Annotated in this window: 11 protein-coding genes; 2 read left to right on the forward strand and 9 right to left on the reverse strand. The window is 59.2% G+C overall.

Going from position 1 to position 15,961, the window contains the following annotated elements; translation table 11 throughout:
• Positions 1-232: 232 nt before the first annotated feature.
• The 9 genes from DA792_RS10355 to DA792_RS10400 all read right to left on the reverse strand — a co-directional run bounded on the left by DA792_RS10355 (position 233) and on the right by DA792_RS10400 (position 10,294).
• The gene (locus tag DA792_RS10355; RefSeq protein WP_074642350.1) at positions 233-856 is read right to left on the reverse strand and encodes an ATP-dependent Clp protease proteolytic subunit; all 624 of its coding nucleotides are present in this window, start codon (positions 854-856) and stop codon (positions 233-235) included.
• 352 nt (positions 857-1,208) lie between these two features.
• The gene (locus DA792_RS10365) at positions 1,209-2,300 is read right to left on the reverse strand and encodes a DUF1513 domain-containing protein (protein WP_107719882.1); all 1,092 of its coding nucleotides are present in this window, start codon (positions 2,298-2,300) and stop codon (positions 1,209-1,211) included.
• 40 nt (positions 2,301-2,340) lie between these two features.
• Positions 2,341-3,366, reverse strand: coding sequence for an imelysin family protein (locus DA792_RS10370; protein ID WP_159075243.1), 1,026 nt, complete (start codon positions 3,364-3,366; stop codon positions 2,341-2,343).
• A gap of 12 nt (positions 3,367-3,378) precedes the next feature.
• Positions 3,379-4,968 (reverse strand): di-heme oxidoreductase family protein, encoded by a 1,590-nt coding sequence (locus DA792_RS10375; RefSeq protein WP_107719884.1) that lies wholly within the window; start codon positions 4,966-4,968, stop codon positions 3,379-3,381.
• A gap of 82 nt (positions 4,969-5,050) precedes the next feature.
• Positions 5,051-6,307: an imelysin family protein gene (locus tag DA792_RS10380; protein ID WP_107719885.1), complete on the reverse strand. Its 1,257-nt coding sequence runs from the start codon at positions 6,305-6,307 to the stop codon at positions 5,051-5,053.
• Between the two features lie 204 nt (positions 6,308-6,511).
• Positions 6,512-7,657 (reverse strand): ABC transporter permease, encoded by a 1,146-nt coding sequence (locus tag DA792_RS10385; RefSeq protein WP_107719886.1) that lies wholly within the window; start codon positions 7,655-7,657, stop codon positions 6,512-6,514.
• Complete coding sequence (locus DA792_RS10390) at positions 7,654-8,619, reverse strand: ABC transporter ATP-binding protein (RefSeq protein ID WP_107719887.1); 966 nt, start codon at positions 8,617-8,619, stop codon at positions 7,654-7,656. The genes DA792_RS10385 and DA792_RS10390 overlap by 4 nt, the downstream gene beginning before the upstream one ends.
• A 3-nt stretch (positions 8,620-8,622) precedes the next feature.
• Positions 8,623-9,585 carry an HlyD family secretion protein gene (locus DA792_RS10395; RefSeq protein ID WP_107719888.1) on the reverse strand — a complete coding sequence of 321 codons (963 nt, stop codon included), beginning with the start codon at positions 9,583-9,585 and terminating at the stop codon, positions 8,623-8,625.
• Positions 9,578-10,294, reverse strand: a complete 717-nt coding sequence (locus DA792_RS10400) for a TetR/AcrR family transcriptional regulator (RefSeq protein ID WP_107719889.1) — start codon at positions 10,292-10,294, stop codon at positions 9,578-9,580. Before DA792_RS10400 ends, DA792_RS10395 begins: the two co-directional genes overlap by 8 nt.
• A 300-nt stretch (positions 10,295-10,594) precedes the next feature.
• Here DA792_RS10400 and DA792_RS10405 point away from each other — a divergent pair, with 300 nt between their 5' ends.
• Together DA792_RS10405 and nifJ are read left to right on the forward strand one after the other, a co-directional pair.
• On the forward strand, positions 10,595-12,268 hold the full coding sequence (locus tag DA792_RS10405) for an NAD(P)-binding protein (RefSeq protein ID WP_107719890.1): 1,674 nt from the start codon (positions 10,595-10,597) through the stop codon (positions 12,266-12,268).
• Positions 12,261-15,878 (forward strand): pyruvate:ferredoxin (flavodoxin) oxidoreductase, encoded by a 3,618-nt coding sequence (gene nifJ, locus DA792_RS10410; protein ID WP_199908152.1) that lies wholly within the window; start codon positions 12,261-12,263, stop codon positions 15,876-15,878. Before DA792_RS10405 ends, nifJ begins: the two co-directional genes overlap by 8 nt.
• The last annotated feature ends 83 nt before the right edge of the window (positions 15,879-15,961 follow it).

Raw genomic sequence — 15,961 nt, forward strand, 5'->3', positions numbered from 1 at the left:
GCCCGGAACTGGGCCGTCTTGATAAATCTGGTTGAGCCCCATTTGGCGCTCAACTTTGCCCTGATATAGCCGCCCCAAAAGGGGCCGCCCATTGCCCTTGTTCCCCTGAGTGTAAGACAGCGATTTTTCGGGCACAATGGCAAAATCCCGATCGCACTTAACGGCCGTGCGAGGCCAATGGCCCCGCGCCCAATCAGCCTGGATGCATCCAGACCGATCAGAGCCTGTGGTCTTACTCTTCCGGCACCGCGCGGCTTTCGACGATTTCGTCGATCAGGCCGAAGGCTTTGGCATCTTCCGGCGACATGAAATTGTCGCGCTCAAGCGCATCCACCACGGTGTCCATGGTTTGACCCGTGTGCTTGACATAGATCTCATTCAGGCGATCTTTGAGCTTCTGCGTCTCTTTGGCGTGGATCATGATGTCCGTCGCCTGACCTTGGTAGCCACCGGAGGGCTGGTGCACCATGACGCGCGAATTGGGCAGCGAGAACCGCATGCCTTTTTCGCCCGCAGTCAACAAAAGAGAGCCCATCGACGCCGCCTGCCCCATCACAAGGGTCGACACTTTCGGGCGGATATATTGCATCGTGTCATAGATCGACAGACCGGAGGTGACGACGCCACCCGGGCTGTTGATATACATCGCGATTTCTTTTTTCGGGTTCTCGGCCTCAAGGAACAAAAGCTGGGCACAGATCAGCGACGACATGCCGTCATGCACCGGACCGTTGAGGAAAATGATCCGCTCTTTGAGCAGGCGCGAGAAAATATCATAGGCCCGTTCGCCACGGCTGGTCTGTTCAACGACCATGGGAACGAGGGTATTCATGTAGGTATCAATCGGGTCTTTCATATACGCCTGCCTATTGCTTCTATGTGAGGTGTTAGCGCGGAAGTGTTACTTGAGTCTTAGTGTCGGACCGATGGGGCTGCAAGGGCACCCGGCTCTCAGATCGTCTATGCGACAGTCCGCAGGGGCACCCTCCGCCCAAAAGCCCCCTATGGAATAGTCATTTTTTCCTTTTGTATCAAATGGATGATAAAATCGCCACAGGCGATTTTGCACAGGCGCACAGATGTGTGATTTTGCTGTGTTGCCAGTTTACCTCAAATTTCGATAAAATTTTAGGCAAAGTCTTCCAATCATCCACCGCGACTTGCGCCCCGCAATCTGCCAATCTGCGCCCCGCGCGCCGCCAGAGAAGTCAGGCCACGCGCGCGCTCAAAGCCACCAAATGATTGTCCCAAGCCAGCCCCGGAACCGCCGTCAAAGGCCGCATATCGTCTTTGAGCGCCAAAAGCGCACCAAAGCCATCAGACCCCAAATACCCTTCACCATAGGGGGCAAGGCCACAAAGATCGGCGCGCAGAACCGTGCCCAAAAACGTGCCATCGGAGGCAAAACGCTGCAACCGGCCCCCACGCGGCGAGGTGATCGCCACCTCGGTCCCGTCGCCAGCAAAGGCAATAGAGCCGGCGTAGCCTTGCATCATCACATGTTCGGCCAAATCCGCCTCGGCCAAGACCAACGCCTCACCCCGCCGATGCAGCCCCAAAAGCGGCACAGCCTCGGCGGCATCGCCTTCCCATTGCATCGCAAAACCGACCTGATCGTCCGGGCCCACGGCCAAATGACGGATCGAATTTTGATGCAACTCGGGCGCAAGAACATGCTGTTCCGCGAGGCTAAAATCCGCGTTCAGATAGGTCAGAGACGGGGTCATATCCGCGATATTCAGTTTTTCGCGCCCCTCACCAATCTCTGGATGGGTGAAAATCCCGCCATTGGCGACCACAAGACTGCCATCGGACAGCTCGCGAATGTCATGCGGACCAATGCCATGGCTCGGCACTTCGCCCACACGTTTATAACCTTTCGCCCGGTCCCAGATGCCCAAAACACCCTTTTTCTCAGCATAATGGTTCTCCGGCGTCAGCATCAGATTGCCATCACCGACAAACACCCCGTGACCCATAAAATGATGCCCTTGAGGCGCATCCAGACGGTGGGTGACGGACCCGGTGGCGCAATTCACCACCACGGCAAAGGTGCCCGGACGACGGGCAAAGGCCACCGCTTCGGGTTTGCTCGGATGAGCGGCGGCGGCGTGACCGCGCGCGGGCAAAGGCACGCGAAACAGAATCTGCGCCGCCTCATCCATGCCGTAGAGCGCATAATCACCCGAGGCATCGCGCGCCGCCCCCAAATAGGCCGGAGACCCGGCATCGGCCCAGCTCAGACGCGGAACGAATGTGGCGGCGATGGCGGCTTTGATAAAGGTGCGGCGGGAGGTCATGGGCTGTCCTTTGAAAGGGAGAAAGAGGCGGCGGCGAAGATCAATCGCCGTCAGAGGCATTGAACCCGGCGGAAACGCCCAAAGGCAGGCCGACGTCATTGGCCAAAGCCCCCAACAGGGCCTCAATCCGCTGGCCAACAATCTCGGTTTTAAGACGTTGCATTGGATCCACGACGCGGGAGAAATCAGGGTCGTCCAAGGCCTCGGCCAAGCCGATCACCTCGGCAAAGATTTCTTCGCTGGCACTCATGTCCCCCGGTGCCATGGCACGGGCCAAATCACGCGCGGCACTCAGCGACAAGATCACATTGCGCTCGGATCGCCCCGACCGATAGGCCTCGGCGCGGGTTGGGCGCGGTTTGTCAAACGTGCCGATCGGGCGGGCAATGCGTTTGTCTTTGGTGTCCTCAAGGCCGGACATCAACATGGTATAGAGCGCCTGAACGCTTTCCTGCGGCGTGAAATAATGCGGTTTTGCCGCCGCCCCCGCCTCGCGCAGCGTGTCGGCAAACCCGTCCGGCGCGGTCCATTCCGTGTCAATCACTTGCGCCATCCGGCCCAGATCATGGGTGATCGCCTGAACCAAAGCGCAGGAATAGCTGCCCGCCGCATAGTCCGCAAACGCGTCATCATAGAGCATGTATTCGAGTGCAAAAAACCCGCGTGCGGCAATGGACACTTGCGAAAATGCCTGTGGATCCTGCACCACGGGGTCTTTGGCCGCAATCATATCGGCCAAAGCGCGCGGGATCAGACCTTTTTTGTCGGGCCAAAAGGCGATGGTCAGAATACGACCATTGGTCTCAAGCGGCCCCATATGCAGATGTTGCAGCCCCATCCACGCGTCAAACGCGGAATGATAGGCGGGCTTGACGGCCTCGGGCGTGCAATCGGCGGCGGCGACATCCGACAGTGCTGTGGCGGCCTGATCAAACCGCGCAACCGCTGGCGTCGCATGCAGATCGACCGCCCTGGTAAGCGCGTCTTGCACCGGGTCGGCCAGAACAGGCGCCGTGATACTCAAGGACAGGCACAGCCCAAGGATCGAGGGGATAGGAAATCTCATACGCATGTGTCCTCACAGACTTTCTAGGAACCGGATCAAAGCGGCGCGATCCGGTTTTGGCATCAAACTCACGGCATCGCGCGCCGCCTGCGCTTCCCCGCCATGCCACAGCACCGCCTCCATAAGCGTGCGCGCCCGGCCATCGTGGAGATAGGTGGTAGCCCCGGAAACCTGCGCCGTCAAACCGATCCCCCACAAGGGCGGCGTGCGCCACTCACGCCCTGTCGCACGGCCTTCGGGACGATTGTCCGCCAACTCCGGCCCCATGTCATGCAAAAGCAGATCGCTATAGGGCCAAATCAGTTGAAACGACTGCGACACGGCTGACGCGCCCGCAAGCCGATGGGTGACAAACTTTGGCACATGGCAGGAGGCACAGCCCGACGTGTAAAACATCTCTTTGCCGCGCAAGACCTCGGGATCATCCACGTCCCGGCGCGTGGGCACGGCCAGATTGCGGGCATAAAACGTCACAAGATCAAGGCCGGTTTGATCAATCTCATCGCCGCGCACGTCCCCCGCCCCATCGGGGGCCGCTCGACAGGCGACCTGTTCCGCCGTGCAATCGCCAAAGCCGGTGGGAAACAGCGGCGTGGAAATGCCAATATCACCATGAAAGGCCGCAGCAGATTGGTGTTCGACGCTCGGCTCCCCGGCTTTCCAGCCAAACCGGCCCAGCATCGGCGCGCGCTCTTGCTCTGACCACACCAGATTGGGACGGCCCGAAATCCCATCGCCATTACGGTCCTCAGGGTCGGCATGGGCCAGAAGATCCGCCACCGGGATCGCCTCCAACAGGCCCAGACCGATCATCGCCGTGGCCACACGCGGCGAGGTTTGCAAATCCTTCGGCAAAGCGCCGTAGGCGGGACTGGAAATGGTATAGCTTGGCGCGCGCAGCATGACGGTCTCACCATCCGCGAGGGTCACGGGGGTCTCAGTATAGGTGATCTCCATCCGACCCTCGGCGGCATGGCCCGTGATGGCAAAATCCTGCAACTGGCCGCCATATCCGGGCACGGGGCGGGTGCGCGGCGTGGCGTTTGGCCCGTCAAGATCGGCCAGATAGGTCTCGATCTGGCTCATGGGCGCGTCCGGGGCGGCAGGCACCGAGAGGCGCAAAAACATCGACACACGGCTGTCTTCTACGTGTTCTGGCGGATGGCCGCGCCCGTCATTGACATGGCAACTCATGCAGGAGCGCGCATTGAACAGTGGCCCCAAACCGTCCGATGCTTTGGTCGAAGAGGGCGATGAGACCCAGAGCTTGGCGAACAACGCATGGCCCAGTTCGAAATCGAATTGATCGTCCAAGGGCAGCGTGGCCGGAGGCAGAGAAAACACCGTGTCATCCCCGGTATCCGCCACGGTGCCCGCGCCACCTTGGTTGGCCTCAAACGGCTCTGGCGCGGTGAAATCCCGTGTCGGGGCCGTCACCGCGTTGATCCGCGCCTGCTCCTGCGCCGTGCGGGCGTGACTGGGGGAAACCGGGTCGCTTGAGGTTCCATCAGCCCCCGCCGCCTGCCCGGCCAACACCGACAAAACGCACAAAGCCCCGATCAAACGCGGGGCCTGTTTCACATGTGGGGACAGGATAAGCATAGATGTCCTTGCCAAACGGCGGGTTTCAACACAGGGCGCAATGGGGGCCGCAAAGCCCCCATTGGTTGGTTTTGGCTTGGTTTTATTCAAACACGGCGGAGGGGTTGTCCAAGCTGTCAGAACCTTCGACCGAGACCTCGCCCGTTTTCAAAACCGTCACAGCCCGCTCGATCGAGCGTGTTTGCGCCACAAGCGCGTTGACCGCCGACATGATCAACTCTTCGCCCGCCGCATTGCCACGCGCAAGCATCTGATCATAGGAAAACCCGGCTTCGGCGGCGGCTTTGATCTGACCCAATTGAGCCACCGAATGATCCACCGCCGCGCTCAACTCGGCACCCGCGTCCGGGTCCGCAGCCCTCAACAAATCGGCAAGGCTCTCGCCGTGAACCAGCGCCCCATCGGCGCGCACATATTGGCCGGTGAAGACATTGCGCATGCCGATGCCGTCATAGAAATGCGAGTTGTGCGTGTTGTCAGAGAAACAATCATGCTCCTCTTCTGGATCATTCAGCATCAAGCCAAGCTTCATCCGCTCGCCGCCCAATTCGCCATAGGACAAAGAGCCCATGCCCGTGAGCATCGCCACAAGACCCGCCGCTGGATCGGCCAAAAGCGTCTCGCGTGCCTCGCCGCCCTCGGCCCATTCGCCAACCATATAATCAAGGTCCGAAATCAACAGATCGGTGGCCGCAACAAGATACTGCCCGCGCCGATCACAATTGCCATTGGTGCAGTCCTCACCCGTAACATAATCGGTATAAGGCCGTTTGCCCGCACCATGCTCGGTGCCGTTCAAATCCTGCCCCCAGAGCAAAAATTCGATGGCGTGATAGCCGGAGGCGACATTGGCCTCGACCTCGTCAGCCTCATGCAGCGTCTCGCCAATCAGCGCTGGCGTGATCTCGGTGGCGTCAATTTCAGTGCCTGATAGGGTAAATTTCGGCGTGGCAATGACATTGAGCGCGGCATAGTCGTTTTCGTCCGTCGGCCCGCCATAGCCCGTGTCGACATAGTCGATCAGCCCCTCATCCAGTGGCCAAGCATTGACCTTGCCCTCCCAGTCATCGACGATGGGATTACCAAAACGAAACACTTCGGTTTGCTGATAGGGCACACGCGCGGCGATCCACGCGGTGCGCGCCGCCGTCAGCGTTGTCTCAGACGGATCGGCCAACAGGGTGTCAATCGCGGCGCGCAATTCTGTCGCCTTGATCAAAGCGTCTTCAAACGTGGCGTGGCCGATCTCGACATAGGTGTCCACAACCTCTTTTTCGCCAGCAAAAGCCGGAGCCAGCGGCAGGGTGGCGGCGATCAGTGCCGTCGTCATGCGTTTCATCAGTTCTGTATCCCTTTGTTGTGCCCTGCCGCCTCTTTTGGGGTCAGGATCACGTTCCGATTGGACGATCCTTTGCAGCAGACCGCACATAAGAATAATAACTGACTTTTTTAGTATGTCATGTCAATCCCGATTGTTTTCATCGGAATATCCCACCTCTGAACACAAATGAATATCGGCAGTCTAACCCTATGTTTTAAATTGTTAATCCAAGGTTTTGCGATACCGCCGCAGGGCCACAACAACCACCACCACCAAAATCACACAGATTGCCATCATGTCCGGCGCGACCTCGCGTAGGCCGCCACCTTTCAACATCACCTTGCGCACAACCCGCAAAAAATGCGTCGCGGGAATCATTGTGCCAAGCGCCTGCGCCCAGCCCGGCATCGCGGCAAAGGGAAACATAAACCCGGACAAAAGAATGGTCGGTAGAATGGTGAAAAACGACAGTTGCATCGCCTGCATTTGCGAGCGCGACATGGTGGAGACCAAAAACCCAATCGCCAGATTGACCACGATATAGAGGTTGAAGCCGAGGAAAAACGCCAAAAACGACCCTTCGAACGGCACATCAAATAACACCCGCGCGGCGATCAAAAACACCAGCGTTTGCACATAGCCGACAAAGACATAGGGGATGATTTTGCCCAACATCACCTCGGCGGGTGTCACTGGCGTGGCGATCAGGCTTTCCATCGTGCCGCGTTCGCTTTCGCGCACAATCGCCACCGCCGTGATCATCACCATGGTCATCGACAGGATCACCGCCAATAGCCCCGGCACGATGTTGGTCGAGGTCTTGCCCTCGGGGTTAAACGCCCGGTGGATGACCATATCAAACGGTGCAGGCGCCCCGGCCGCAAAGGCCAGAGGCCCGGTCAAGCTTTGCGCAATCGCCGTGTTGACCACGCCGTTGATCGCACCAATCGCGCCCCCCGCCGCCACCGGATCAGACGCATCGACCGTCAACAAAATCTCAGGACGTAGCCCCCGGATCATATCGCGATCAAACCCCGGCGGCACCGTTAAAATCACCGTTGCACGGCCATCGCGCAGCGCCAGATCGCTTTCCGCCTCAGAGGTCGAAATCCCTATAAAATCAAAATATTCAGAGGTGTCCATCGCCGCCGTCAGCGCGTGTAAAATCGGGCTTTCCTCAGTCATTTCCACCAAGGTCGGCAGGTGATGCGGGTCAGTGTCAATGGCATAGCCAAACAGCAAAAGCTGCACCACCGGAATGCCGATCATCATCGCAAAGGTCACGCGATCGCGGCGCATTTGGATGAATTCTTTGATCAGAACCCCGGCAAAGCGCGCCCAAGAAAAGAACCGCCCTCGCCCGCTCATGATGCCGCCTCCAACTCAGCGCCAAAGTTGTCGCGCGCCCCCGCCATAAGGTAGATAAACGCCTCCTCAAGACCGGCCTTTTTGGCGCGCCACTCATGGGTGCCGAGCGCCGTTTCACGTTGGGCCAGCGCCGCAAGCGCCGCTTCATCCGTGCCCGAGACATGCAATTGCGCGCCAAAGCGGATCACCTGCCCGGCCGCCTCATCCTGTTTCAAACGGTCTTCCAAAGGTGTCAAATCTGGCCCCGTCACCACGAATGTGTGCAATCCAATCTGGTTCGGGATTTCGGACGCGGCCCCGTCGATCAACTTTTTGCCATAGGCAATATAGGCGATGTGGTCGCATTGCACCGCCTCATCCATGTAATGCGTTGACACCAAAACCGTCACACCCATGGCGCTTAACCGTCTGATTTCATCCCAAAAATCCCGCCGCGCCTTGGGGTCCACCCCCGCCGTCGGTTCGTCCAAAAGCAACAGGTCCGGCGCGTGGATCATACAGGCCGCGAGCGCCAAACGTTGCTTCCAGCCCCCCGACAACGTGCCCGCCAATTGATGCGCCCGGCCTTCAAGTCCAAGATCGCGCACCGCCTCCAAAACCTGCTGTTTTCGGTTCGGCATATCAAACATCCGCGCCACGAAATCGAGGTTTTCCGCGATGGTCAGGTCTTCGTAGAGCGAAAACTTTTGCGTCATGTAGCCCACGCGTTTTTTGATCTCGCGCGACTGCTTGACGATGTCGAGGCCAAGGCAATGCCCCGCCCCCGCATCCGGCGTCAACAGCCCGCACATCATCCGAATGGTGGTGGTTTTGCCCGACCCGTTCGGCCCCAGAAAGCCATAAATCGCGCCCTTTTTGACCTCCATATCAAAGCCGTCGACGACCTTTCGGGTGCCGAAAACCTTGGTCAATCCGCGCACGGAAATGGCGATATCGTCGCTTTGATGCTGATCCGACCCCATGGCCTATTTCCCCACCGCTGCGGCGGCATCAACCGTGATCGGTTGCCCCGGCAAAACGCCCTTTGGCGCGATCACATCGGCCTCAACCCGGTAGACCAAACGACCCCGTTGTTCGCGGGTGTAGAGGATCGGCGGGGTGTATTGCGGGTCCGAGGCCATACGAGTGATTTTCGCAGTCAAATCAATCGAACAGCCATCGCACCTCACCTGAACCACATCGCCGGACTGCAAATCCGCGCGCTCTGATTCCGGCACGAAAAACAGTGCCGTCAAATCGCTGGGCGGCAACAGCGCCACCACAGGCACGCCTGTGGCGGCCACTTCGCCCGCATCGAAATAGACCTTATCGACCCGCCCCGCCTGAGGCGCGCGCACTTGCCGATCCTCAAGGTTGGACTGTGCCAAATCGACCTGCGCGCGGGCCGCCTCAACCCCCGCTTCGGCAGCCACACGTTGTGCCGCGCGCGCTGGCAATTCCGCCACTTTCAATTGTGCTTCGAAATTGGCGACCGAGGCCTCCGCCTCATCCACCGCCGCTTGCCCATCATCCACCGCCGCTTGTGTCGTTGCGCCCTTGGCCAACAATGCCTTGGCCCGGTCCAGCCGGGTTTGGGCAATGTCGTAGGCCACGCGGGCTTGTCGCAAAGAGGCGCGGATGACCTCCGTTTCGGCCTCGCGCGATCCGGTGGACAGGTTTTCCAATTCGGCTTGCGCTTGTGCCAATTGCGCCTCCGCGCTGCGCAAACTGGCTTTGGCTTGGCCATCCTCAAGGGCAAAAAGCAAGGCCCCCGCCGCCACATCCTGACCTTCTGTCACCGCGATTTGATCAATCCTCCCGCTGGCAGCGGCGGCGGCATAGACATAATCGCCCTCGATATAGCCGTCGTAAACATAAGGCGGCGCAGGGGTGAAACCCGGATAAATCGCAGCAATGACAGAGACAATCCAGCTTGGGAGATCAGCCATGGGAGGTGTCCTTTTGGGATGAGGGGGCGGGCGATGGGTCAGGGTCCAGCCCGGCAAAGAAGATCGACAAATGGGTGTCGAGCAATGTGGCAAATTTCAAATCACCCGGGGCCGCACCAGAGGGGCGGATGCCAAACACATCCTCCAACATCACATGCATCAAAAACGGCCCAAGCAGACAGCGCACTGCCATTTCCGGGTCGATCTTGCGGATATATCCACCCTCCACCGCTTGCGAAAACAGGGCGATGAGCGCGGGAAAGGCTGTGCCGATCACCTGTTCACGATACAGGTCGGCCAGTTTCGGATGGCTCGGCGCTTCGCGAATGATCAGTTTTGGTACGCCGAAGACACGCGGATCAGACACCCGTTCAACAAAGAGCGGCACAAGCTGTGTCAACAGTGGGCGCGGATCGCCCCGCCACGCGGTGATGTGATCGGCCATGTTCCCCACAAAATGGCCAACCGCGCGATGCACCAGCGCTTCGATCACCGCATCTTTGGACGGGAAATAGAGGTAGACCGCACCTTTCGAGACCCCCGCACGGCGCGCGATGTCGTCAACCCGGGTGCGGTCAAACCCCTTTTCCGCAAACAGATCAAGCGCTGCGTCCAAAATCTCGTCTGGGCGTGCCTCTTTGCGGCGGCGAAATTTGGGGGCTGCCTCGGCCTGATCCGTCTCGGTCTGATCCTCGGGGTGCGCCGTCACGGGAAGCTCCTGTTGAGTCGCAAAAATAAATAACTGACCAGTCATTTATTTATTTTTAGGCAGCAAGTAAAGATAATTCGTACCGGACTGATTTTGCGCAACACTCCTGCGCCGCCCACAAATTCGCGACAGATCACGTCCGTTGAATGGATCGAAGGCGACATAAAACATCCAAGGAAACCATTATAAAATCATAGAGTTGCGAGCCGGGCTAACCCATGCATGCCTTGATATATGTCAACGCCACGCATCCCAAACCTCGCGATGCTGCACCAGCCCAGACCTCATAAGGCATCTGACATGTCCCATCCCGAAGAGCCCAAAGCCGACACCACCCCCGGCAGTAAACGCAAAGACTTCACGCCTCTCATTGATCACTCCAAAACCGGCGGGACGGGGCCTGTGCGCCGCCAAATCCCACAATATGTGAGTTTGACCGCGCCCTGTGCGGCGGCCTGTCCGGCGGGCGAAAACATCCGCGAATGGTTGGCGCTCGCGATGGCGGGGCGTTACCGCGCCGCATGGGAGGTTCTGAGCGCAGACAACCCGATGCCTGCCGTGCATGGCCGGGTCTGTTACCACCCCTGCGAGGGCGGTTGTAACCGCGGCGAGGTCGACACCTCGGTGTCGATCCACGCGATTGAGCGGTTTTTGGGCGATATGGCCAATGAAAACGGCTGGGCCTTCAAAGCGGTCGCCCCACCCTCCGGCAAAAAAATCCTGATCGTCGGTGCGGGCCCATCCGGCCTGTCATGTGCCTATCACCTCGCCCGCCTCGGCCATCACGTCGAAATGCGCGAGGCCGGTCCCGTGGCGGGCGGCATGATGCATTTTGGCATTCCGGCCTACCGGATGCCCCGCGCCGAATTGGCCCGTGATGTTGCCCGGATCGAAACTCTTGGCGTCAAAATCACCCTCAACCACAAAGTCCGCGACCTGATGGCGGAAAAGGCCGAGGGCGGCTTTGATGCGGTCTATTTGGCGATTGGTGCGGGGGCCGGCAAACATGTCGATATCCCATTGAGAGAAGCGCCGAAAATCCTTGATGCGGTGACCCTGCTCTCTGATGCGTCCAAAGGCGATGCGCCGCTTTTGGGCCGACGGGTCATCGTTTACGGCGGTGGTAACACCGCAATGGACGCGGCGCGCACGGCCAAACGGCTGGGCGCAACTGAGACCTTGATCGTCTACCGCCGCGACCGCGCCCATATGCCCGCGCATCAATTTGAGGCCGATGAGGCGATGGCGGAAGGCATTAAAATCAAATGGTTGACCACGATCAAAGAGATCGACGGTGAGGATTTGAAAGTCGAACGGATGGAGATCGGCGCAGATGGCCGCGCCACGCCCACGGGCGAATTTGAAACACTGACGGCGGATGCGGTGGTCTTGGCCTTGGGTCAGGAAACCGACAGTACGTTTTTGAAAGACGTGCCCGGTTTGACCTTCAGTTGGAATGGCACGGTCGAGGTCGATGCTGCCCGGATGACGGGTGCAGACGGCATTTTCGCCGGGGGCGATATGGTCCCCGACCAGCAAAGCGTCACCATCGCCACGGGCCATGGCAAACTGGCCGCCCGCCACATCAACGCATGGCTCGCGGGCACGGTTTACGTGGCTGACGAGGCCCCAGCCTTGGTCACGGGCGACATGTTGCACCTGCCAGTCTATTCCGATGTTGATCCAAAAGAACAAGCCGCCCTCGCCACCAGCCAACGCGAAAGTTTCGACGAGGTCCTCAGTGGATTGTCGGAAAAAGAAGCCCGCTATGAGGCCTCGCGCTGTTACTCCTGCGGATCGTGTTACGAATGCGACAACTGCTTTGCCGCCTGCCCGGAAGACGCGATTGTCAAACTGGGAACAGGTTTGGGCTATGAGATCGACCCGGAGAAATGCACCGGCTGCCAAAGCTGCTTCGATCAATGTCCCTGCCATGCGCTTGAGATGATCCCGGAGGATCTTCACCATGCTTGATCACAGCCAAAATACCGACCCAAACCGCCCTGAACAGGCCATCATGGATGGCAATGCCGCCGTGGCCCATGTCGCCTACCGCGTCAATGAGGTCTGTTCGATCTACCCGATCACGCCGTCCTCGCCGATGGCCGAGCTGGCCGACGATTGGACCGCGTTGGGGATCAAAAACATCTGGGGCGACGTGCCCGTGATCCAAGAAATGCAATCCGAAGGCGGCGCGGCGGGCACGGTCCACGGCGCATTGCAAGCGGGGGCCTTGACCACCACCTTCACGGCCTCTCAGGGCCTGATGTTGATGTTGCCCAATATGTTCAAAATCGCCGGAGAACTGACACCCACAGTGTTTCACGTCGCTGCGCGATCCTTGGCCACCCATGCCTTGTCGATCTTTGGCGATCATTCGGATGTCATGGCCGCGCGCTCCACGGGCTTTGCCATGTTGGCCTCAGCCTCGGTGCAAGAGGCGCATGACATGGCGCTGATCGCCCACGCCGCGACGCTCAAATCCCGCATTCCGTTCCTGCATTTCTTTGACGGGTTTCGCACCTCGCATGAGGTCAACACGCTCGATCTGATCCCGGACGCGCAAATCCGCATGATGATTGACGACGATCTGGTCCGGGCGCATCGCAAACGCGCTTTGTCGCCGGAAACCCCATTCATCCGGGGCACGGCGCAAAACCCCGACGTGTTTTTCCAGGGCCGCGAAGCCTCGAACCTGTTTTACGCCGCTGTGCCTGACAGTGTTGCCGATGAGATGGCGAAACTCGGCGCGATGACCGGGCGTCCCTACAAACCGTTCGATTACATTGGCGCGCCGGACGCCACCCGCGTGGTGATTGCCATGGGCTCGGGCGTCGATGTGATTTCGGCCACGGTGACGGATTTGGTCGCCAAGGGTGAGAAAATTGGCCTCATCACCGTGCGGCTCTACCGTCCATTTTCCGCCGCGCATTTCCTCTCGGCCTTGCCCCAAACGGTCGAAAAAATCGCCGTCCTGGACCGCTCAAAAGAAAGCGGGGCCACGGGCGAACCGCTCTATCTCGATGTGATCTCAACCCTGATGGAAGCGGTCGCCACAGGCACCCGCGCCACCCTGCCGCGCGTCATCGGCGGGCGCTATGGGTTGTCCTCCAAAGACTTCACCCCGGCCCAGGCCAAGGCGGTGTTTGACAATCTGTCGAAAGACGCGCCAAAGCCGAATTTCACCGTCGGCATCCATGACGATGTGACCTTTACCTCGCTCACGGTCGATCCCGGGTATGACATCGAAAAGGACACCATCGTGCGCGCGGTGTTTTACGGGTTGGGCGCGGATGGCACGGTCGGCGCCAACAAGAACTCGGTGAAAATCATCGCCCATGAGCCGGGCCATTTTGCCCAAGGCTATTTCGTCTATGACAGCCACAAATCCGGCGCGATCACCGAAAGCCATCTGCGCTTTGGCCCCGACCCTATCGCCGCACCTTATCTGATCGCTTCGGCCAATTTCGTCGCCTGCCATCAGTTCCATTTCCTGATGAAAATGGATGTGCTCAAACTCGCCGCCCCCGGTGCAACATTTCTGTTGAATTCGCCTTATGGGGCGGTGGCCACATGGGACCGTCTGCCGCGCTCCGTTCAGCAAACGATCATCGACAAGCGATTGAAATTCTACGTGATTGACGCCTCGGCTGCGGCCAGAGAGGTGGGTTTGGGGGCGCGCACCAACACCATCCTTCAAACTTGTTTCTTTGCGCTTTCAAACGTCCTACCCCACGATGACGCGATTGCGAAAATCAAAGCGGCGATCGAGAAGACCTACACCAAAAAGGGCAAACATATCGTTGATATGAACTTTGCCGCCGTCGACGGCGCGCTGGCGGGGTTGCATGAAATTGCCGTGCCGACGGAGGCCACAAGCCCGCATGAGCGCCCCGCTTTGGTGCCTCATGACGCCCCTGATTTTGTCCGCGATGTCACGGCAAAAATGATGGAGGGCATTGGCGACGACATACCGGTGTCCGCCCTGCCCGTCGATGGCACCTTTCCGTCCGGCACCGCCGCGTGGGAAAAACGCAATGTGGCTGAGGATGTGCCGGTCTGGATCGCGGACGAGTGCATCCAATGCGGCCAATGTTCCTTTGTCTGCCCCCATTCGGTTATTCGGGCGAAATATTTTGACGAAGCGCTGCTGGCAAACGCACCCTCGGGCTTTAAATCCGCACCGATCAACACCCGCGGCTATCCCGGTGCGCAATTCGCGCTTGAGTTCTATTTGGAGGATTGCACCGGCTGTCGCCTCTGTGTCGAGGCCTGCCCGGCGGTGTCCGAGGATGACCCGAGCCACAAAGCCATCAACATGGTGATCAAGGGCGATTTACCCGAAAAAGAACGCGAAAATATTGCGTTTTTTGAAAGCCTTCCGGTCAATGACCGCTCCCGCGTCGATTTCGCCAATGTGCGCGGCGTGCAGTTTTTGGAACCGCTGTTTGAGTTCCCCGGCGCTTGTGCGGGCTGTGGCGAGACACCCTATGTCAAACTGCTGTCGCAGCTCTTTGGAGACCGTCTCATGGTGGCCAATGCCACCGGGTGTTCGTCGATTTATGGCGGCAACCTGCCGGTCACGCCTTGGACCAAGAACGCCGAGGGGCGTGGTCCGGCTTGGGCCAACTCGCTCTTTGAAGACAACGCCGAATTTGGCCTTGGTTTCCGCTTGGCGGTCGACAAACAGACCGACGTAGCCCGCGCGCTTTTGGCGGACATGGCACCGGAGTTGGGTCAGGATTTGGTCGACGCCATCCTCACCGCGCCACAGGTCCGCGAAAGTGAAATCCGCACCCAACGCGAACGGGTGGCGGCGCTGCGCGTCAAACTCCTGAACCGGCCAAAAACGTCAGAGGTCGAGCACCTGTTGTCGCTTTCTGACCATCTCGTCAAACGCGCCATCTGGCTGGTTGGTGGCGATGGTTGGGCCTATGACATCGGCTATGGCGGCCTTGATCACGTGCTTGCAAGCGGGCGCAACGTCAACATTCTGGTGATGGACACCGAAGTCTATTCCAACACCGGCGGGCAGGCCTCAAAGGCCACACCACTGGGCGCGATCGCCAAATTCGCCGCCGCAGGCAAACGCACCAACCGCAAAGACATGGCGCTGCAAGCCATCGCTTATGGCAATGTCTACGTGGCGCAGGTTGCCTTGGGCGCGAACCCGCAACACACCCTGCGTGCCTTCCGCGAAGCTGAGGCGTGGGACGGGCCGTCAATCATTCTCGCCTATTCCCATTGCATCGCCCATGGGATCGACATGTCGAAAGGCATGGATCAACAGGCGAAAGCGGTGAAATCCGGCTATTGGCCACTGTTGCGCTATGATCCGGCGCTGCATGGCTCGGGCGAACCGCCCTTCCGTCTCGACAGCCCGCGCCCGAGCCTGGCCTTCAAAGACTATGCTTACGGCGAATTGCGGTATCGCGCCCTGACCCAATCGCGGCCAGAAGAGGCGGCAGAGCTTTTGGCCCAAGCGCAACAAGGCATCGTGGAGAAATACCGCACCTATGAGGAATTCGCCGAGATGGAAAAAGGCCCGGACCCAAGCCGGGTGATGGGCACGGGGTCGTTTTGACCAAAGCCTTTGCGGTTTAGAGTGACCGTCACCTCATCCGGTGCGGATCGGATGAGGTCCACCCACGTTTGGCAAAGTTAAAG

Origin of the sequence: Celeribacter baekdonensis (assembly GCF_003047105.1) — a bacterium.
In the GTDB taxonomy this organism is placed as follows: Bacteria; Pseudomonadota; Alphaproteobacteria; order Rhodobacterales; family Rhodobacteraceae; genus Celeribacter; species Celeribacter baekdonensis_B.